This window comes from Sphingopyxis granuli, assembly GCF_001559015.1.
GTDB classification, from domain to species: Bacteria; Pseudomonadota; Alphaproteobacteria; order Sphingomonadales; family Sphingomonadaceae; genus Sphingopyxis; species Sphingopyxis granuli.
In genome coordinates this window covers 3,868,400-3,887,163 of record NZ_CP012199.1, presented here as the reverse complement: position 1 = coordinate 3,887,163, position 18,764 = coordinate 3,868,400, and the positions used below count along the sequence as shown (strand labels likewise).

Annotated in this window: 16 protein-coding genes and 1 pseudogene; 16 read left to right on the top strand and 1 reads right to left on the bottom strand. The window is 69.6% G+C overall.

The window, feature by feature from the left end; all coding sequences use genetic code 11:
• Positions 1-125: 125 nt before the first annotated feature.
• From edd to SGRAN_RS17775, 10 genes and pseudogenes are all read left to right on the top strand, one after another.
• Positions 126-1,967: a phosphogluconate dehydratase gene (gene edd / locus SGRAN_RS17815; protein WP_067187160.1), complete on the top strand. Its 1,842-nt coding sequence runs from the start codon at positions 126-128 to the stop codon at positions 1,965-1,967.
• Between the two features lie 135 nt (positions 1,968-2,102).
• Positions 2,103-2,723, top strand: a complete 621-nt coding sequence (gene eda, locus SGRAN_RS17810) for a bifunctional 4-hydroxy-2-oxoglutarate aldolase/2-dehydro-3-deoxy-phosphogluconate aldolase (RefSeq protein WP_067185877.1) — start codon at positions 2,103-2,105, stop codon at positions 2,721-2,723.
• Positions 2,724-2,829: 106 nt separating this feature from the next.
• Entirely contained in the window at positions 2,830-4,380 is a 1,551-nt protein-coding gene (locus SGRAN_RS17805; protein WP_067185875.1) for an HAD-IB family hydrolase, read from the top strand.
• A 127-nt stretch (positions 4,381-4,507) separates the two neighbouring features.
• A complete protein-coding gene (locus SGRAN_RS17800) occupies positions 4,508-6,862 on the top strand; it encodes a glycerol-3-phosphate 1-O-acyltransferase (RefSeq protein ID WP_067185873.1) in 2,355 nt (784 codons plus the stop codon).
• 121 nt (positions 6,863-6,983) lie between these two features.
• Positions 6,984-7,196 (top strand): annotated as a pseudogene (locus SGRAN_RS23075) (wax ester/triacylglycerol synthase domain-containing protein); the annotation flags it as partial.
• A 127-nt stretch (positions 7,197-7,323) separates the two neighbouring features.
• Positions 7,324-8,535: a WS/DGAT domain-containing protein gene (locus SGRAN_RS17795; RefSeq protein ID WP_404950380.1), complete on the top strand. Its 1,212-nt coding sequence runs from the start codon at positions 7,324-7,326 to the stop codon at positions 8,533-8,535.
• 17 nt (positions 8,536-8,552) lie between these two features.
• Complete coding sequence (locus SGRAN_RS17790) at positions 8,553-10,001, top strand: DUF3336 domain-containing protein (protein WP_067185871.1); 1,449 nt, start codon at positions 8,553-8,555, stop codon at positions 9,999-10,001.
• Position 10,002: 1 nt separating this feature from the next.
• Complete coding sequence (locus tag SGRAN_RS17785; protein WP_067185869.1) at positions 10,003-10,845, top strand: alpha/beta hydrolase; 843 nt, start codon at positions 10,003-10,005, stop codon at positions 10,843-10,845.
• Between the two features lie 39 nt (positions 10,846-10,884).
• On the top strand, positions 10,885-11,817 hold the full coding sequence (locus SGRAN_RS17780; RefSeq protein ID WP_067185867.1) for an alpha/beta fold hydrolase: 933 nt from the start codon (positions 10,885-10,887) through the stop codon (positions 11,815-11,817).
• Between the two features lie 43 nt (positions 11,818-11,860).
• Positions 11,861-12,862, top strand: coding sequence for an NAD(P)H-dependent glycerol-3-phosphate dehydrogenase (locus SGRAN_RS17775; RefSeq protein ID WP_067185864.1), 1,002 nt, complete (start codon positions 11,861-11,863; stop codon positions 12,860-12,862).
• A gap of 33 nt (positions 12,863-12,895) precedes the next feature.
• On the opposite strand, the gene SGRAN_RS17770 is transcribed toward SGRAN_RS17775, so the two are convergent.
• Positions 12,896-13,462 carry a TlpA family protein disulfide reductase gene (locus SGRAN_RS17770; protein ID WP_067187159.1) on the bottom strand — a complete coding sequence of 189 codons (567 nt, stop codon included), beginning with the start codon at positions 13,460-13,462 and terminating at the stop codon, positions 12,896-12,898.
• 58 nt (positions 13,463-13,520) lie between these two features.
• Between SGRAN_RS17770 and argH the strand changes: the two genes are divergently transcribed.
• From argH to SGRAN_RS17745, 6 genes are all read left to right on the top strand, one after another.
• A complete protein-coding gene (argH, locus tag SGRAN_RS17765) occupies positions 13,521-14,891 on the top strand; it encodes an argininosuccinate lyase (RefSeq protein ID WP_067185862.1) in 1,371 nt (456 codons plus the stop codon).
• 1 nt (position 14,892) lies between these two features.
• Positions 14,893-15,156, top strand: a complete 264-nt coding sequence (locus SGRAN_RS17760; protein WP_067185860.1) for a hypothetical protein — start codon at positions 14,893-14,895, stop codon at positions 15,154-15,156.
• Between the two features lie 143 nt (positions 15,157-15,299).
• Entirely contained in the window at positions 15,300-16,559 is a 1,260-nt protein-coding gene (lysA, locus tag SGRAN_RS17755) for a diaminopimelate decarboxylase (RefSeq protein ID WP_067185858.1), read from the top strand.
• A gap of 47 nt (positions 16,560-16,606) precedes the next feature.
• Complete coding sequence (locus SGRAN_RS17750; protein WP_067185856.1) at positions 16,607-17,374, top strand: precorrin-2 dehydrogenase/sirohydrochlorin ferrochelatase family protein; 768 nt, start codon at positions 16,607-16,609, stop codon at positions 17,372-17,374.
• A 94-nt stretch (positions 17,375-17,468) separates the two neighbouring features.
• Positions 17,469-17,615 (top strand): hypothetical protein, encoded by a 147-nt coding sequence (locus tag SGRAN_RS22690; protein WP_156483142.1) that lies wholly within the window; start codon positions 17,469-17,471, stop codon positions 17,613-17,615.
• A gap of 78 nt (positions 17,616-17,693) precedes the next feature.
• Positions 17,694-18,698 (top strand): HEAT repeat domain-containing protein, encoded by a 1,005-nt coding sequence (locus SGRAN_RS17745; protein ID WP_067185855.1) that lies wholly within the window; start codon positions 17,694-17,696, stop codon positions 18,696-18,698.
• Positions 18,699-18,764: the final 66 nt, after the last annotated feature.

Below are 18,764 nucleotides of genomic sequence, written 5' to 3'. Positions count from 1 at the left end.
TGGATGAGGGTCTCCGCCGTTGCTTTTGTCGCTGCCGTTCACACCCTCACCCAGCTTCGACTAGGCAGCAAGCTGCCAAGTCTGCGCATCCCTCTCCCCCAAGGGGAGAGGGGATTGGAATGCTCATGACCACTCTCCACCCCGCCGTCGCCGCCGTCACCGACCGCATCGTCCGCCGCAGCGCCGAACGCCGCGCCGCCTATCTCGACCTGATGCAGCGCCAGCGCGACGCGGGGACGAATCGCGGTGCGCTGTCGTGCAGCAACCTCGCGCACGGCTTCGCCGCGGCGGAGCAGGACAAGCCGGCGATCCGTGGCGGTGCGGCGATGAACATCGGCATCGTCAGCGCCTATAACGACATGCTGTCGGCGCATCAGCCCTATGGCCGCTATCCCGAACAGATCAAAGTGTTCGCGCGCGAGGCCGGCGCGACCGCGCAGGTCGCGGGCGGCGTGCCCGCGATGTGCGACGGGGTGACGCAGGGGCAGGCGGGGATGGAGCTGTCGCTGTTCAGCCGCGACGTCATCGCGCAGGGCACCGCGGTCGCGCTCAGCCACGCGATGTTCGAGGGCGCGCTGCTGCTCGGCATCTGCGACAAGATCGTCCCCGGCCTGCTGATCGGCGCGCTGCGCTTCGGCCATCTGCCGGTGGTCCTCGTCCCCGCCGGGCCGATGCCCTCGGGGCTGGCGAACCGGGAAAAGCAGCGCGTGCGCCAGCTCTATGCCGAGGGGAAGGCGACCCGCGACGCGCTGCTGGAGGCGGAGGCCGCATCCTATCACGCGCCGGGCACCTGCACCTTCTACGGCACCGCGAACAGCAACCAGATGATGATGGAGATGATGGGACTGCACGTCCCCGCCGCCGCCTTCGTCCATCCGGGCACGAAGCTGCGACAGGCGCTGACGCGCGCCGCGACCCATCGGCTGACGCGGATCGGCTGGAACGGCGACGATTATCGTCCGCTGGCGCGCTGTGTCGACGAAAAGGCGATCGTCAACGCGATCGTCGGCCTGCTCGCGACCGGCGGTTCGACAAACCATGCGATTCACCTGCCCGCGATCGCGCGTGCCGCCGGGATCGTCATCGACTGGCAGGATTTCGACGAGCTCAGCCATGCGGTGCCGCTGCTCGCGCGCGTCTATCCGAACGGCGCGGGCGACGTGAACCATTTCCACGACGCGGGCGGAACCGGCTTCGTCGTCCGCGAACTGCTGGGCGCGGGCCTGCTGCACGGCGACGTGCTGACCGTCGGCGGCACGCTCGTCGATTATGCGTCGGAGCCCGTGCTGGCGGACGAGGAACTGCACTGGCAGGCCGCCCCGGCCGAGAGCCGCGACGACGCGATGCTGCGCCCGGTCGCGGCGCCCTTCTCGCCCGACGGGGGCATGCGCCTGCTCGCGGGCAACCTCGGCCGCGCGATCATCAAGACCAGCGCGGTGGCGGAGGATCGCTGGACGATCGAGGCGCCGTGCCGCATCTTCGACGATCAGGACCAGGTGCTCGCCGCGTTCAAGGCGGGTGAACTCGACCGCGACGTCGTCGTCGTCGTGCGGTTCCAGGGGCCGCGCGCCAACGGCATGCCCGAACTGCACAAGCTGACCCCGGCGCTCGGCGTCCTGCAGGATCAGGGCCACCGCGTCGCGCTGCTCACCGACGGCCGCATGTCGGGGGCGAGCGGCAAGGTGCCCGCCGCGATCCATTTGTCGCCGGAGGCGCTGCCCGGCTTCGACGGGGTCAGCGGGCCGCTCGCCCGTCTGAAGGACGGCGACATCGTCCGCATCTGTGCGCAGACGGGCGAGGTCGCGGCGCTGGTCGACGCCGCCGAATGGGCGGCGCGCCCGCCCGCCGCGCCGCCGCCGCCCGGCCTCGGCGTCGGGCGCGAACTGTTCGCGCTGTTCCGCCTCCACGCCGACGAAGCCGAAAAGGGCGGCTCGGCGATTCTGGCGGCGATGGACAGCGTTATCTGAATACACGCCCGTTCGTGCTGACCCCGGATCAAGGCCGGGGGAAGCACCGTCCTTCTTTTTGCAACGTCGAGAAAAAGAACGGCCCTTCGACAGGCTCAGGGCGAACGGAATTTGAGATTTCGAACGGAGTTGAAAATGGCAGATACAGGCATCGCGCAGATCATGGCTCTGGCGCCCGTCATCCCGGTGATCGTCATCGACCGGGTCGCGGACGCCGTGCCGCTGGCCGAAGCGCTCGTCGCCGGCGGCCTGCCGGTGCTGGAGGTGACGTTGCGCACCCCCGCGGCGCTCGACGCGCTGACCGCGATGAAGGCGGTGAAGGGCGCGGTCGTCGGCGCGGGCACCGTGCTCGACCCAGCGATGCTGGCGGGCGCGGTCGACGCGGGGGCCGAATTCATCGTCTCGCCCGGCCTCACTGACAGGCTGGGCCAGGCGGCGGTCGCCAGCGGCATTCCCTTCCTCCCCGGCGTGGCGAGCGCGGGCGATATCATGCGCGGGCTCGACCTCGGCCTGTCGCATTTCAAATTCTTCCCCGCCGCGACCAGCGGCGGCATCCCGGCGCTGAAGGCGCTTGCCGCGCCCTTCGGCATGGCGCGCTTCTGCCCGACCGGCGGCATCACCGCCGCGAGCGCGCCCGAATGGCTGGCGCTCGACCCGGTGCTGTGCGTCGGCGGCAGCTGGGTCGTGCCGCCGGGCCCGCTCGATCCCGTACGGGTCGAGGGGCTCGCGCGCGAAGCGGCGGCGCTCCGTCCCTGACCATCGTCCCGGCTTTCGCCGGAGCGGCGAATCGGACGCATTGATTAACCCCGTCTTTGCTGTCATCGTGCGACGAAAGGCGGCGCGACAGCCGCTGGTGGGGGAGATGCGCGTGCCGAGGCCGCAGCCGCATTTGGAAGAAGTCCTCGCGTCCGAACCCGGACCGCATATCGCCGCGCTCTTCGATTTCGACGGAACGATCATCGCCGGCTATTCGGCGACCGCGATGCTGCGCGAGAAGTTCCAGCGCCGCGAGATGTCGGTCGAGGAGATCGCCGAGACCGCGAACGTCATCGCGCAGCACAGCCTCGGCAACATCGGCTTTTCGGGCGTGATGTCGGCCGCCGCCAAGTTCATGAAGGGGGTCGACGAGGACAGCTTCGTCGAATTCGGCGAAGAGCTTTACAAGAAGCATATCGCGCGCAAGATCTATCCCGAAACCCGCGCGATCATCGAGGCGCACCAGGCGAAGGGGCACCGCGTCGCGATCGTCTCGTCGGCGACCATCTACCAGATCGCGCCGACCGCGCGCGACCTTGGCATCGCGGACATCAAATGCTCGTCCTACGAGGTCGAGGACGGGGTCTTCACCGGCGAGATCATCCGCCCGTTGTGCTTCGGCGAGGGCAAGGTGCTGGCGGCCGAGGAACTGGCCGCCGAATATGGCCTCGATCTCGACCGGAGCTATTTCTATTCGGACAGCGACGACGACATCGAACTGCTCGAACGCGTCGGCAAGCCGCGTCCGCTCAACCCGAACCTCAAGCTCAAGGCGATTGCCGAGGAGCGCGGCTGGCCGGTCCAGCGCTTCGCCAGCCGCGGCACGCCGTCGTGGGTCGATTATACCCGCACCCTTTATGCGACCGGCTCGCTCGTCGGCGCCTTCGCCGCGGGATTGCCGATCTGGGCGCTGACCCGCTCGCAGCGCGAGGCGGCGAATTTCTCGATCGGCCTGTTCGGCGATTTCGCGACCGCGATCACCGGCGTCGAACTGGACGTGGAGGACGAAAAACACCTCTGGTCGGCGCGCCCCTGCGTCTTCATCTTCAACCACCAGAGCAAGGCGGACGTGATGATCCTCGCCAAGCTCATCCGCCGCGACATGGGCGGGGTGGGAAAGAAGGAGATCAAGGACATCCCCATATTGGGGAAGCTGATGGAATGGGGCGGCACCGTCTTCGTCGACCGCGCCGACGGCAAGAGCGCGATCAAGGCGATGGAGCCGCTGGTCGACGCGATCCGGATCGAGGGCAAGTCGATCTGCATCGCGCCGGAGGGCACGCGAACGCTGACCCCGAAGCTCGGCGCGTTCAAGAAGGGCGCCTTTCACCTCGCGATGCAGGCGGGGGTGCCGATCGTCCCGATCGTCATCCACAACGCCACCGACGTCGCGCCCAAGAACGAGTTCGTGATGCGCCCCGCGACGGTGCGCGTCACCGTGCTGCCGCCGGTCGATACGTCGAAGTGGAGCGTCAAGACGCTGAACGCGCATGTCCGCGACGTCCGCAACCTGTTCCTGCGCACGCTGGGGCAGGAGGAGGAAGAAGGCGAGGCGGCCGAGGCGACGCCGCCGAAGAAAACCGCGCGCAAGGTCGCAGCCGCGAAGAAGGCGGCGCCAGGGAAGAAACCCTCCCCTCGAAAGGGAAGGACAGCCTAGGGCATGAATCACCTCGTCATTGCGAGCGTAGCGAAGCCATCTCCAGCCGTCGGGCCTGGACCGTCTTTGCGGACCGGAGATCGTTTCGGCGCCACGCTTCTCGCACTGATGGGAGAGGGGTGAGGCCGTGGCCGACGGAACGCCCCGCGCGCCCGTCGCTTCGCAGGCCTCGGCGGCCGACCGCCTCTATATCATCGATGCCCGCAACCGGGTGGAGCGGCGCATCCTGCTCGACTGGGTCCACGCGACCGCCGGGGGCCTGGAGGGCGAAGGCGCGCCGCGCTGGGTCAGCCTGGCGATCGCCGACGGCGACGAGGCGCTCGACCTCGATCCGCTTCGCGCCGGGCTGGCGGGCGATCCGGCGCGCGAGGTAGTGCCGCTGCGCGTCGCGTGGCGCATCCCCGGCTTCGACCGCGACCGCGCGCTCAAATTCCGCCACCTGATCTTCGGCGACCCGCGCCAGCCGGGGCCGCTGCGCGCGCGCTTCATCCTGTGGCGCGACCGGCGCCGCGCGCAGATACTGGTCGGCGAAGCGGCGACGCAGGGCGCGCTCCAGGCGCGCTTCCTGTCGCAGACCGGCGGCGGCGACGGGTGCGAATCGGGCGGCGCCGAGTTCGCGGGCTTCGTCGCGCGGCAGGCGGGACTCGCGCTCGACGTCGCCGAACGCGGCATTCGCGGCAGCCGCTACAAGGTGCCGCGCTTCGTCGCCGACAGCCTGCGCACCAGCCCGCAGTTCCGCGCCGCGCTCGCCGATCTCGCGCAGCAGCTCGGCCGTCCCGTCGCCGACCTCTATCGCGAGGCACGGCCGCTGATGAAGGAGGTGATCGCCACCCCCGGCGCGCTGTTCCTCGATCTGCGCGCGCGGCTCGATCGCATGATGTTCGGCGGCTACGCGCCCGAAATGGAGGTCGACGCGGCCGAACTGGCGAAGCTGCGTTCGGTGCTGCGCGAACATCCCACCTGCATCCTGTTCACGCACAAGACCTATATCGACGGCGCGACGCCCAGCCGCCTGACCTACGAGAACGACATGCCGATGCTCCACAGCTTCGGCGGCGCCAACCTCGACTTCGCGGTGATGGGCACCTTTTTTCGCCGCTCGGGGATCATCTTCATCCGTCGCAGTTTTCAGGACCAGCCGGTCTACAAGCTGGTCCTGCGCCACTATATCGCGTGGCTTCTCGCCAAGCGCTTTCCGCTGTCCTGGGCTTTCGAGGGGACGCGGTCGCGGCTCGGCAAGCTGATGCCGCCCAAATATGGGCTGATGAAATATGTCCTCGACGCGGCGCATGCGACGGGGACGCGCGGCGTCCATTTCGTCCCCTTCGTCACCAGCTTCGACCTGATCCGCGATGTCGAGGAATATGCCGCCGAACAGGCCGGGCGCGTCAAGAAGCCCGAATCGCTGAGCTGGTTCCTCGGCTATCTGAAAAGCCTGAAACAGCCGTCTGGCCGCATCCGGATCGACCTTGGCGATCCCATCGTGATCGACGCGGCGCCCGGGCCGGAGGACAAGCGCGCGCTCGAGACGATCGCCTTCGCGGTCGCGGTCGAGGCGAACCGGGTGACGCCGCTGACCGTGACATCGGTGATGTGCCTGATGCTGCTGGGCGCCGCACCGCGCGGCGCGACCGCCGGAGAGGTGCTGGCGGGCATCGCCGCCGTCACCGCCTGGGCGCGGGCGCGCGGCATCCGCCTCAGCAAGGAGCTTGAAACCGGCGACGAGGCGGCGCTTTCGGCCACCGTCGACACGCTCGTCGCCAGCGGCCTCCTTGCCCGCTACGAGGCGGGGAGCGAGAATGTCTATTCGATCGAGCCCGCCCGGCATCCGATGGCGAGCTATTACCGCAACATCATCGCGCACCATTTCCTCGACCGTGCGATGATCGAACTGGCGCTGTTCCAGCTTCGCGATGCCGACAGCCGCGATTCGACCGAGGCTTTCTGGGCCCGGGTCGACCGGTTGCGCGATCTGTTCAAGTTCGAATTCTTCTATCCGCCGCGCGACGAGCATCGCGCCGCGATCGAGGCCGAGCTCGCGCGCATCGACCCCGCCTGGGCGAAGCGGCTGGCGAACGGCGACCGCGGCGTCGCGCAGCTTATCCGGCGCTGCCAGCCACTGGTCGGCCACGCGATCCTGCTGCCTTTCGCCGAAGCCTATTCGGTCGTCGCCGACATCCTCGCCCGCGCCCGTCCGGGCGACACGGTCGATGAAAAGGCGCTGATCGATACCGCGCTCGCCGAAGGCCGGCAGGCCTGGCTGCTGCGCCGGATCAGCAGCCAGGCGGCGATCGGCAAGCTGCTTTTCGCCAACGGCCTCGCGCTGATGCGCCACATGGGACTGGCGGGCCCCGCCACCCCCGACAGCCTCGGCGCGCGCCGCGCGCTGCTCGCGGAACTGCGCGGTCTCGCCAACGTCATGGAATCGATGCGCCTCGCGACGCTGGCGCTCGCGGACCGGCTGCCGGCTGCGGGAGAATGACGGTGGGTTATTTAACTTCGTTATTGCGAGCGGAGCGAAGCAATCCAGAGCGGTCTACGCGGGCTCTGGATTGCCGCGTCGCCTTCGGCTCCTCGCAATGACGATGGTTTAGGAGGAAGTGATGCTTAAGCAACTCAGCGCGCAGGACGCCCAGTTCCTCTACACGCAGACCGCGAACAATCTGACGCATATCATGGGGGTCTATATCTACGACCCTTCGACCGCGCCGGGCGGCTTCGTGCGATTCAAGGACATCATCCGCCACGTCGAATCCCGCGTCGACACCTCGCCGCTGTTCAAGCGCCGGCTGCACCGGCTGCCCTTCGACCTCGACCATCCCTATTGGGTCGAGGACGAGCATTTCGACATAGAGGCGCACATCAGCCACACGCCTGCCCGAGCCCGGCGACTGGCGCCAGTTCTGCATCGCGGTCGCGCGCTATCATTCGAAGCCGATGGACATGAACCGGCCGCTCTGGGACATCTACGTCATCGAGGGGCTCGACCGCATCCCCGGCATCCCGAAGGGCAGCTTTGCGATGCTGCACCGCGTCCATCATGCCGCGGTCGACGGCGCATCGGGCGCCCACGCCTTCATCGCGATGAGCGACATCGACGCGAAGGGCACCCCCGCGATAGCCGAGCCGCCGCCGGTCGAGGACCTCGGCCAGGCGCCGTCGGGGACGGAGGCGGCGGCGCGCGCGTGGGCGGCGTCGCTGCAATCGCCGGTCAAGTTCATGAACGCGCTGATGAAGATGTCGCCGGCGATCATGGCCTCGGCGCGCAAGTCGATCAGCGAGGGCGGGATGGCCGCGGGCGTCCCCGAAACGCGCTTCAACGTCGCGGTCGGCCCGCACAAGATGTTCGACGGCACCACCGTCGCGCTCGCCGATGTCGGGGCGGTGCGCCGCAAGGTGCCCGGCGCGACGGTCAACGACGTCGTCATCGCGACCATCGGCGGCGCGCTTCGCAAATATCTGGACCGGCACGGCGAGCTGCCGAAGGAAAGCCTCGTCGCGGTCGCGCCGATCAACCTGCGCGGCAAGGAGAAGGCGGCGGGAAAGGCCTCGACCCCGGGCAACCAGGTTTCGGCGATGAGCGTTCCGGTGCGCACCGACATCGCCGATCCGCTCGAACGGCTCGCCGCGATCCGCGACTATACGGTCGAGGCGAAGGAAGCGAAGGCCGGGGTCAGCGCGCGGCTGATGACCGACCTGTCGCAGCATATCCCCGGCGCGACGATGGCGGCGGTCGCGCGCATCGTGACCAGCGAGCGCTTCGCGGTGCGCGGCACCAACCTGTTCATCTCGAACGTCCCCGGCGCGCAGGTGCCGCTCTATCTCGCCGGGGCGCAGCTCGTGCAGCAGCACGGCCTAGCGCCGCTCGCCAACAACATGGGGCTGTTCATCGCGACGCCAAGCTACAACGGCCGCATCGCCTTCTCGATAATCTCCGAACGCGCGATCCTGCCCGACATTGCCTTCTTCCGCCAATGCATCGACGACAGCTTTGCCGAACTGATGGCAGCGGAGCCCGCGGCGGAGAAGCCGAAGGCCGCTACGGCAAGGCCGAAGGCGCCAGCGCGGCCCAGGGCAAAGGCCAAGGCTCCCGCGAAAGGCCGGGCGAAATCGGTTGCCAAAGGCAACGCGACCGGCAAGACTCGCAAGAAATAGCCGACGCAGGACCAGATATGCTCTTTACCCCGACGCTCAGTGCCGACCGTGACCTCGCGACCGCCGCCGATTATCGCCAATGGTCGCAGGCCGCGCAGGAGCATGACCGCAAGTCGGGGGCGCTGGCGTGGCGCAACGCCGACGAAAGCGGCAATTTCGACTATCGTGCGATCCGCGCCCGGCTCGAAAGGCTGCAGGCGCTGTCGGCGGCGAACGACGTCAAGGGGCTGCTCTTCGTCCTCAACGAGGGCATCCACGGCAACATCGATGGCATGGGGCACGAACGCCTCTATCAGAAATCGCGCTTCGGCACGAAGCGGCTGATCGAGGATTATATCGCCGCGGTCGTGTCCGCGCTCGACCGGATCGCCGCCTCGCGCGCGATCCCGCGCGACGAAAAGCGCGATTTCTTCCGCCGCGCCCAGCATTGCTACGGCCGCTCGGCGCTGCTGCTGTCGGGGTCGGGCGCCTTCCTCTATTTCCATGTCGGCGTCGTGCGCGCGCTGTGGTCGGAGGGCGTGCTGCCGAACATCCTCGCCGGGTCGAGCGGCGGCTCGATCGTCGCCGCGATCATCTGCACGCGCAAGGATGCGGAGATCGGCGCCTTCCTGGAGGGCGACAGCCTCGCCAACCCCGATCGCGACCCCGAACTGCGCCGGCTGGCCGCCGACGAGGTGCGCGACCGGCTCGCCGCACTGATCCCCGACCTGACCTTCCAGCAGGCGTTCGAGATCAGCGGCCGCCACCTCAACGTCTCGGTCGCGCCGGCCGAAAAGCACCAGAACGGCCGCCTGCTCAACGCGATCACCGCGCCCAACGTGCTGATCCGCGAGGCGGTGCTCGCCTCGTGCGCGGTGCCGGGGGTGTTTCCGCCGGTGACGCTGATGGCGCGCGACGACCGGGGCGAGCGCGTGCCCTATCAGCCCGACCGGCGCTGGGTCGACGGGTCGGTGACGCACGATATTCCGACCAAGCGGCTCGAACGCCTCTATGGCGTCAACCACCATATCGTTAGTCAGGCGAACCCGCTCGCGCTGCCCTTCGCGACCGACACGCGCAAGCAGATGGCGCCGATCGAGGCGATCCAGCACGCGTCGATGATGACCTTCAAGGCGTGGCTCAACGCCAATATGGTGATCTTTCAGAAGCCGCTCGAACTGCTGCCGCCGCTCAACAGCCTCGCCAACATGGCGCGTTCGGTGATCAATCAGGAATATACCGGCGACATCAACATCATCCGCCCGCCCAAATTCTGGTCGCCGACCAAGATATTGAGCGACCTCGACCAGGCCGAGATCGACGAACTGATCGACACCGGCCAGCGCGCCGCCTGGCCGAAGATCGAGATGGTGCGCACCCAGACCGCGATCAGCCGCGCGCTCGACGCGATCCTCGCGCGCATCGACCGGGGCGGCGACGACGGTCCCGGCCATCGCGCCTCGGCGCTCAAGCAGCCGGTGCGCTGACATGGCGGCGGTGACGCTGCCGGCGGGGTCCGCGGCGGCGGGCGCCCGGCTGCACGTCACCGACTGGCCGCTCGCCGCGCCGCCGAAGGGGGTCGTGCTGCTCGCCCACGGCTATGCCGAACATGCGGGACGTTACGAGCATGTCGCGCGGCGGCTGAACGCCGCCGGCTATGCGGTCGAGGCCGTCGATCACTGGGGCCACGGCCGGTCGGACGGCGAGGGCGGTTTCGTGCCGCGCTTCTCCGCCTATCTTGACGGCATGACCGAATTGCTCGCGCGCGTCGAGGAAGAGCATCCCGGTGTGCCGCGCCTGCTCCTCGGCCACAGCATGGGCGGGCTGATCGCGACGCTGTTCCTGATCGAGCGGCAGGACGCGTTCGCCGCCGCCGCGCTCTCCGGCCCCGCGATTATGCCCGCCGCGCCGCCGTCGCGCGTCACCGTCGCACTCAGCCGCTTCCTGTCGCGTTTCTTTCCGCGCCTCGGCGTGCTGGCGCTCGACGCGAACGGCGTCAGCCGTGATCCGGCGGTGGTGGCCGCCTATCTCGCCGATCCGCTCGTCTACACCGGCAAGATCGGCGCGCGGCTCGGCAAGGAACTGATGGACGCGATGGCGGCCGCGCAGGCGGGCGCGGCCCGGATCGCGCTGCCGATCCTGTTCCAGCACGGCGCCGCCGACAGCCTCGCCGCGCCTGAAGGCTCGCGCTATCTGTTCGATCATGTGTCTTCGGCGGACAAGCGGCTGAAAATCTATCCCGGCCTGTTCCACGAAATCTATAACGAGCCCGAGCGCGACGCGGTGCTCGACGAGCTGATCGGCTGGTTCGACGCGCATGTGGGGCCTTGATAAGCCCTTCCCCTGCAGGACGGGGGCCAAGGAGACGCCATGAAAATCCTTCTCATCCTCGTCTTCGCACCGCTGATCGCGCTGGCGCTGCTCTATTTCCTCTTTCCCGGCCGCCTCGTCGCGCTCGGCCGCTGGCTGCTGCGGCGCCGCGGCGGCACGGTGCAGAAAAGCGTGACCGTCGAGGGCCGTGCCTGGCCCTATCTGGAGGGGGGCGACCCGGCGAAGCCGACGCTGCTGCTCGTCCACGGCTTTTCGGGGGACAAGGACAATTGGTCGTTCCTCGCGCCCTATCTGACGCGCGACTATCATGTCGTCGCGCCCGACCTGCCGGGCTTCGGAGAGAATGAGCGCAACCCGGCGCTCGCCTACGACATCGCGGCGCAGACCGCGCGGCTGAAAGCCTTCGCCGATGCGCTGGGCCTGCAGCGGCCGCATATCGCGGGCAACAGCATGGGCGGGTGGATCGCGCTGCGCTATGCGCTCGACTATCCCGACGCGCTCGCCAGCCTGATCCTGCTCGACAATGCCGGGGTCAACGGCACGAACGAGAGCGACCTTCAGAAACAGGCCGCGAACGAGGATTACAACCCGCTCGTCCTCGCCAGTCTGGAGGACGCCGACCGGCTGGTGGCGATGGTCGTCCACAAGCCGCCCCATATCCCCCAGCGGCTCAAGCCCGTCCTCTACGCCGACGCGCTCCGCTACCGCGACCAGCTCGACGCCGCCTTCTGGGTGATCGCGACCGAGATGCGCGACCATCCGCTCAACGACCGCCTCGGCGAGGTGAAGGTGCCGACGCTGATCATCTGGGGCCGCCACGATCGGCTGATCGACGTGAGCTGCGTCGCCGAACTCGAACGCGGCATCGCGGGCAGCCGCAGCCATGTCTTCGAGCATGTCGGTCATGTCCCGATGGTCGAGGATCCCAAGGCGACCGCCGCGGTGATGCGGGAGTTTCTTGCCAAGCCCTGAAACGCGCGCCACTCTCTTCCTGAACAGGGGAGGGGAGAGGCACATGCGCCTGAAGGTGGGGCTGCTCGGCGGGGGAAGCTGGGGGACGACGGTCGCGTCGCTGGTGTCGCGCAACGCGCCGATCACCCTGTGGGCGCGCGACGCCGAAACGGTCGACGGCATCAACCGCGATCGCGAGAATCGCAAATATCTTCCCGGCATCAAGCTGCCCCCGGCGCTCCGCGCCACCGCCGATCTGGGCGAGGCGGTGGCGGGCGCCGACGTGCTGGTGATGGGCGTTCCCTCGCACAGCTTCCGCGCGGTGCTGGAGGAGGCGCGCCGGCACCTGCGCCCGTGGGTGCCGGTGATCAGCCTGACCAAGGGACTCGAACTCGCGTCGGGCAAGCGGATGACCGAACTGATCGAGGAGGTGCTGCCCGGCCACCCGGTCGGCGTCCTCACCGGTCCCAATCTGGCGCGCGAGATCATGAGCGGGCAGGCGGCGGCGAGCGTCCTGTCGATGGCGGACGAGATCGTCGTCCGCGCGCTCCAGCCCGTTTTCCATTCGGGTCTGTTCCGCGTCTACACCAACACCGACCTGCTGGGCTGCGAACTGGGCGGGGTGCTCAAGAATATCGTCGCGATCGCGGTCGGCATGGGCGACGGGCTGGGAGCGGGCGACAACACCCGCGCCGGGCTGATGACGCGCGGGTTGGCGGAGATCACGCGGCTGGGCGTCGCGATCGGCGGGCGGGCGGAAACCTTCGCCGGCCTCACCGGCATGGGCGACCTGATCGCCACTTGCACCAGCCCGCTGTCGCGCAATCGCCATGTCGGCGTCGAACTGGGCAAGGGGCGGCCGATCGACGCGATCATCGCCGACATGCACATGGTCGCCGAAGGCGTGAAGAGCGCGCCGACCGTCATGGCGCTTGCCGACCGCCACGGCATCGCGATGCCGATCGCGCGCGACGTGTCCGACGTCACGCAGGGCCGGCGGACCGCGATGGAGGTGTTCCGCGGCCTGCTGAAATCGACCGTCGGCGACGAGGCGCATCCGGGCTGACCACGGGCCGTATCTCGCCTGTGGGAGAGCGAATTACACCCCGCCCTCTGCCAGCAATGCCTTCGCCTCCTCGCCCTGCCAGTCGATCGCGCCAATCACCCGCCACAACTCGCGCCCCTGCGCGTCATAGAGGATCGAGGTCGGCAGCGCGCTGCCCGCCGCGTCGAGCAGGCCGTTCTGCGGGTCGACATAGGGTTGCAACGCCTTCAGCTTCGCCTTCTGGAACCAGGGATCGACGATCTCGGCGCCTTGCAGGTCCTGCGCGACCGCGATCACGGCCAGCCGGTCGCCGCGCTCCGCGGCCAGCGCGTCGAGCGTCGGCATTTCGGCGACGCACGGCGCGCACCACGTCGCCCACAGGTTGACGAGCAGCGGACGCCCGCGGAACGCCGCCAGCGTCACCGGCGCGTCGTCGGGACCGCGGAAGGTGGCGGTCGGCGCCGCCTTGCCCGCCTGGCCGCGATCGACCTGATGCACGAAATGCGCGGCGCCCGCCGCCGCTTCGCCTGCCGAAACATTTGCTTGCGGCGTCGCCGCTTGCTCCGCGCCGGGCTTTTCCCTATCGCAGCCCGCGACCGCCCCCGCGAGCAGCAGGGCGATCAGCACGGTTTTCGGATCTGGGACGCGGCGAATGGCGGATTCTCCCGATAAGAGCAGCATGTGGGGCGGCCGCTTCGGTGGCGGACCCGCCGCGGTCATGCAAGAGATAAACGCTTCGATCCCCGTCGACAAACGCTTGTGGGAAGAAGACATCGCCGCGAGCCGCGCGCACGCCGCGATGCTCGGCGCGCAGGGGATCATCGCCGCCGCCGACGCTGCGACGATCGACGCCGGGCTCGCCCAGATCGCCGGGGAATTCGCGGCGGGCGGCGTGCCGGTCGACCTCGCGCTCGAGGATATCCACATGACCGTCGAATCGCGGCTGAAGGAGCTGGTCGGCGAACCCGCGGGGCGCCTCCACACCGCGCGCTCGCGCAACGATCAGGTCGCGACCGACTTCCGCCTGTGGGTCCGCACCGCCTGTGACCGTATCGACGCGGGACTGAAGGCGCTTCAGGCCGCGCTGCTCGCCCGCGCCGACGAGCATGCCGACAGCATCATGCCCGGCTTCACCCATTTGCAGGTCGCGCAGCCGGTGACGCTCGGCCACCATCTGCTCGCTTATGTCGCGATGTTCGGCCGCGACCGGGGCCGCTTCGCCGACGCGCGCGCGCGGCTCAACGAATCGCCGCTCGGCGCCGCCGCGCTCGCGGGCACCGGCTTCCCGGTCGATCGCCATGCCACCGCAGCCGCGCTCGGCTTCGATCGGCCGATGGCGAACAGCATCGACGCGGTGTCCGACCGCGACTTCGCGCTCGAATATTGCGCGGCCGCTTCGATCGCCGCGCTCCACCTCTCGCGGCTCGCCGAAGAGGTGGTGATCTGGGCGAGCCAGCCCTTCGGCTTCGTGTCCTTGCCCGACGCCTGGTCGACCGGCAGTTCGATCATGCCGCAAAAGCGCAACCCCGACGCCGCCGAGCTGGTGCGCGGCCGCGCCGGGCTGCTGCTCGGTGCCTTCCAGCGGCTCGCGGTGATCGTCAAGGGGCTGCCGCTCACCTATTCGAAGGACCTTCAGGACGACAAGGAGACGGTGTTCGGCGCCTACGACGCGCTCGCGCTGTCGCTTGCGGCGATGACCGGCATGGTCGAAACGCTCGCCTTTCGTACCGATCGGATGCGCGCGCTCGCCGCCTCGGGCTTTTCGACCGCGACCGACCTCGCCGACTGGCTGGTGCGCGAGGCGGGGGTGCCGTTCCGCGAAGCGCACCATATCGTCGGCGCCTGCGTGAAACGATCCGAGGAGCTCGGCGTTGAGCTTTCGGCGTTGCCGGCCGACGAAGCGGCGGCGATCCACACTGCGGTGACGCCGGCGGCGCTCGCCGCGCTCACCGTCGAGGCGTCGGTCGCCAGCCGCGCCAGCTATGGCGGCACCGCGCCCGAGCGGGTAAGAGAGGCCGTCGCGGCCGCCCGCGCCGCGCTGGAGGATTAGGATGACGGCACAGCGTTCCATCATCGCGGCCGCACTGGCCGGCGTCGCGCTCGTCGCGGCGCTTGGCGCGTGCGGCAAGAAGGAAGATTTGAAGCCGGTCGCCGGCCAGCCGCCCGCCGCCCTGCCGGTCGGGGCGACGCGGGCGCCCACCACGCAGGAGCTGACGACGCCTGACGCGCAGGCCAAACCCGCGCGCAGCGACGAACTTCTCAAACGCTCCGAACAGCGCGAACCCGACGATTTCGACCTTCCGCCCCCGGGCTGAAATTCGACGATCGAAACATAGATAACCTCTCATCCGTTCGTGCCGGGCCCGTCGAAGCACCGTCCTTCTTTCAGCAACGCAGAAAGAAATACGGCCCTTCGACAGGCTCAGGGCAAACGGGAAGATGTTCAGGATCATAATCGATGGACCATTTTCAATATCGTGACGGCGTCCTCCACGCCGAGGACATTCCCCTGCCGCGCATCGCCGAGGAGATCGGCACCCCCGTCTACGTCTATTCGCGCGCGACGCTGGAGCGCCATGCGCAGGTGTTCCGCGACGCGCTGAAGGACGTGCCGAAGAAGCACATCGCCTTCGCGATCAAGTGCAACCCCAACCTCGGCGTGCTGCGCGTCCTCGCGCGGCAGGGCTATGGCGCCGACGTCGTGTCGGGCGGCGAGCTCGAACGCGCGATCGCCGCGGGCATGGCGGCGGAGGACATCGTCTTTTCGGGCGTCGGCAAGACGCGCGCCGAGCTGGCGCTCGGGCTCGACCGCGGCATCGGCCAGTTCAACATCGAGCATGAAGCCGAAGGCGTCGCGCTGGCCCAGATCGCGCTGGCGAAGGAAATGACCGCGCGCGCGGTGCTGCGCGTCAACCCCGACGTCGACGCCGGCACCCACGCCAAGATCTCGACCGGCAAGGCCGAGAACAAGTTCGGCGTCGGCATCGATGTCGCGCCGGAGATATTCGGCCGACTCGCCGCGCTTCCCGGCCTCCAGATGCGCGGCATCGCGCTCCACATCGGCAGCCAGCTCACCAGTCTCGACCCGCTCGAAGCGGCGTTCGAGCGCGCCGGCCGCCTTGTCGCCGACCTGCGCGCGGCGGGGCACAGCATCACCCACGTCGACCTCGGCGGCGGTCTCGGCGTGCCCTATCGCCCCGACGACGATCCGCCGAGCCCGGCCGAATATGGCGCGATGGTCGCGCGCGTGACCAGGGACTGGGACGTCACCCTGCTGTTCGAGCCCGGCCGCGTGATCGCGGGCAACACCGGCGTGCTGCTGACCGAGGTGCTGTGGGTCAAGCCCGGCGCGACCAATCCCTTCGTGATCGTCGATGCCGCGATGAACGACCTCGCACGCCCGGCGCTCTACGATGCGTATCATGATTTCGTCGCGGTGAAGCCGACCGGCGAAAAGATGACGGCGTCGATCGTCGGCCCGGTGTGCGAGACCGGCGACACCTTCGCGCGCGACCGGGCGATCGACGCGGTGGAGGCGGGCGACCTCGCCGTCTTCCGCACCGCGGGCGCCTATGGCGCGACGATGGCCTCGACCTACAACAGCCGCAGCCTCGTGCCCGAGGTGCTGGTGGACGGCGACCGCTACATCGTCGTCGCCGACCGCATCGCCGCGGGGACGATCATGGCCGCCGAGCGCGTGCCGGACTGGATCGAGTAACCGGCTGCACCCTCCCCCTCGGGGGAGGGGCCTGTTATAGCGGTCCCATGCGCCAGCTTCCCATCTTCCTGAACATTTCCGGCCGCACGGTCGTGCTGGTCGGGGAAGGCGAGGCGGCCGATGCCAAGGCGCGGCTGATCGTGCGCGCCGGGGGTCGGGTCGTCCCGGCGTGGGAAGCGGGCGCGACGATCGCTTTCGTCGCGCTTGAAGACGGCGCCGAAACCGCTGCCGCCGATCTTCGCGCTCGCGGCCTGCTCGTCAACGTCGTCGACCGTCCCGACCTGTGCGACTTCACCACGCCCGCGATCGTCGACCGCGCGCCGGTCACCATCGCGGTCGGCACCGGCGGCGCTTCGGCGGGGCTCGCCAAGGCGGTGCGCCAGCGTATCGAGGCGCTGCTCCCCGCGCGTCTCGGCGCGCTCGCGGCTGCGCTCCACGCCGCGCGCGGCGCGATGAAGGCGCGCTGGCCCGCCGCCGCCGACCGCCGCCGCGCGATCGACGCCGCGCTGGCGCCGGGCGGCGCGCTCGACCCGCTCGATGCCGATGCGGCGGATCGCGTCGGGGCGTGGCTCGCGGTGCCGCAGGCCGCCGCTGCGCCGCGTCTCGAAACCATTCGCCTGACCGGCGCCGATCCCGACGAGCTGACGCTGCGCGCGGCGCGCCTGCTGGGCGAGGCCGACCATGTCTTTCACGACCCGGCGGTTCCGTCCGCCATCCTCGACCGCGCGCGCGCCGATGCCGTGCGCCACCCCGCCGATGCGCCGCCCGCCGCGCCGCCGCCGGGCCTGTCGCTGTGGATCGCCTTCGCGCGGTGAAATGCCACCTTACAATAAGTTAACTGGCTCCCGCCGCCCGGTTTCCTAAGCCTTGTCGTGCGGCAGACGCGCCGCCTGCAACAGGGAGGGACATATGGGGGTAGAGGCCATCGACATCGACAGCATTCCGCTGCTCGACACCGCCGTCGGGCTGTTCGGATCGCTGGCGCCGATGCAATCGACGCCCGGATCGTCGGTGTTCGAAGTCACCGTCACCGTCGTCCTGATCATCTACGACTGAGCGCCTGCGCGCGGCGGCGCCGTCTTTCCCGCGCCGCCGCGCGCCCTTTCCGCGCGCCCTTTCCCCATGGACCACGGCATGATGCCGCGCTCGCGGCACGATCATTTCCCGCGCAGCGACGAAGCGCGCCGCCGGCGCCGCCACGCCGCTGCGAGCGCACTCGACGCCGCGTGGCGCGCGGGCGACCTCGCCCCGGACGGCCTGCTCGCTGCGATGCGGGCGCAGGAGGCAGCGACGCCCGAAACCGCGATCGCGGCGCTGGCCCCGTGGCTCGCCGACATCGGCTGGCTGCGCGCGCGCCTCGGCGAGGCGCTGGGCCTGCTTGCCGCCGACGCCTTCGCGCGCCCGCCGCTACGCCCGGTCGGCGGCGGCGCGCTCGGCGGGCTGCTGCTCGCCGAAGCGGGCGCGATCCGGATGACGCTGCTGCTCCGCCCCTTCGATGCCGCCGCGCACGAAGCGGCGCCGACGGCGCTGTTCGTCCCCGGCCGTTCGGTGACGCGCATCCTCGCGGACGGCGGCGCGATGCTCCGCTTCCACCGCGTCGCGGTCAGCGCCGCGGAGGAAGCGGGCGCCTTCACCGCCGCCGGGGCGAGTCCTTGCCGCAGCACTGATCCCCGGCCGCTGCGCGCGGGGGAGACGATCCGGCTCGATTCGGCGCGCGAGACCTTCGGCCTTTCGGGCGGCAGCGGCGACGTGCTGATGCTCCAGCTCGCGATCCAGCCGCCGTCGCCCCTGCCGATCCGCGCCTATGACGTCGCGAGCGGCCGGCTCGTCCATGTCTCCGCCTCGCGCCGCGACAGCAGCTTTCGCCAGATGGCGCTCGCGCTGCTTCGCGCGATGCGCCGTACCGACGCCGCGCCGCTCTTCGCCGCCGAAGCCGCCAGCGAGGATTTCGCCGCGCGCTGGAACGCGATGCGCGAACTGATCGCGCTCGACTCCGTCGCCGCGCGCGCGCCGCTCGCCCGCATGGCCGCCGCCGATCCGCATCCCGAGGTCCGCGCCGCCGCCGCCGCGACGCTGGAACTTTATCCGTCCCCTCCCGCTTGCGGGAGGGGCAGCGAGGCTTGCGAACTCGTTCGCTAGCCGCAGCGGGGCGGGCCGATGCGCCGCCCACCCCCCAACTCCTCCCGAAAGCGGGAGGCGAGCAGG

What these genes read in the sequence shown, in the direction of transcription:
- SGRAN_RS17785 (WP_067185869.1), top strand. Translation starts at nt 10,003, where the DNA reads ATGGCGGCGGTGACGCTGCCGGCGGGGTCCGCGGCGGCGGGCGCCCGG.
- SGRAN_RS22690 (WP_156483142.1), top strand. Translation starts at nt 17,469, where the DNA reads ATGGGGGTAGAGGCCATCGACATCGACAGCATTCCGCTGCTCGACACC.
- eda (WP_067185877.1), top strand. Translation starts at nt 2,103, where the DNA reads ATGGCAGATACAGGCATCGCGCAGATCATGGCTCTGGCGCCCGTCATC.
- SGRAN_RS17775 (WP_067185864.1), top strand. Translation starts at nt 11,861, where the DNA reads ATGCGCCTGAAGGTGGGGCTGCTCGGCGGGGGAAGCTGGGGGACGACG.
- SGRAN_RS17750 (WP_067185856.1), top strand. Translation starts at nt 16,607, where the DNA reads ATGCGCCAGCTTCCCATCTTCCTGAACATTTCCGGCCGCACGGTCGTG.
- SGRAN_RS17790 (WP_067185871.1), top strand. Translation starts at nt 8,553, where the DNA reads ATGCTCTTTACCCCGACGCTCAGTGCCGACCGTGACCTCGCGACCGCC.
- edd (WP_067187160.1), top strand. Translation starts at nt 126, where the DNA reads ATGACCACTCTCCACCCCGCCGTCGCCGCCGTCACCGACCGCATCGTC.
- SGRAN_RS17795 (WP_404950380.1), top strand. Translation starts at nt 7,324, where the DNA reads ATGAACCGGCCGCTCTGGGACATCTACGTCATCGAGGGGCTCGACCGC.
- lysA (WP_067185858.1), top strand. Translation starts at nt 15,300, where the DNA reads ATGGACCATTTTCAATATCGTGACGGCGTCCTCCACGCCGAGGACATT.
- SGRAN_RS17745 (WP_067185855.1), top strand. Translation starts at nt 17,694, where the DNA reads ATGATGCCGCGCTCGCGGCACGATCATTTCCCGCGCAGCGACGAAGCG.
- SGRAN_RS17760 (WP_067185860.1), top strand. Translation starts at nt 14,893, where the DNA reads ATGACGGCACAGCGTTCCATCATCGCGGCCGCACTGGCCGGCGTCGCG.
- argH (WP_067185862.1), top strand. Translation starts at nt 13,521, where the DNA reads ATGTGGGGCGGCCGCTTCGGTGGCGGACCCGCCGCGGTCATGCAAGAG.
- SGRAN_RS17780 (WP_067185867.1), top strand. Translation starts at nt 10,885, where the DNA reads ATGAAAATCCTTCTCATCCTCGTCTTCGCACCGCTGATCGCGCTGGCG.
- SGRAN_RS17805 (WP_067185875.1), top strand. Translation starts at nt 2,830, where the DNA reads ATGCGCGTGCCGAGGCCGCAGCCGCATTTGGAAGAAGTCCTCGCGTCC.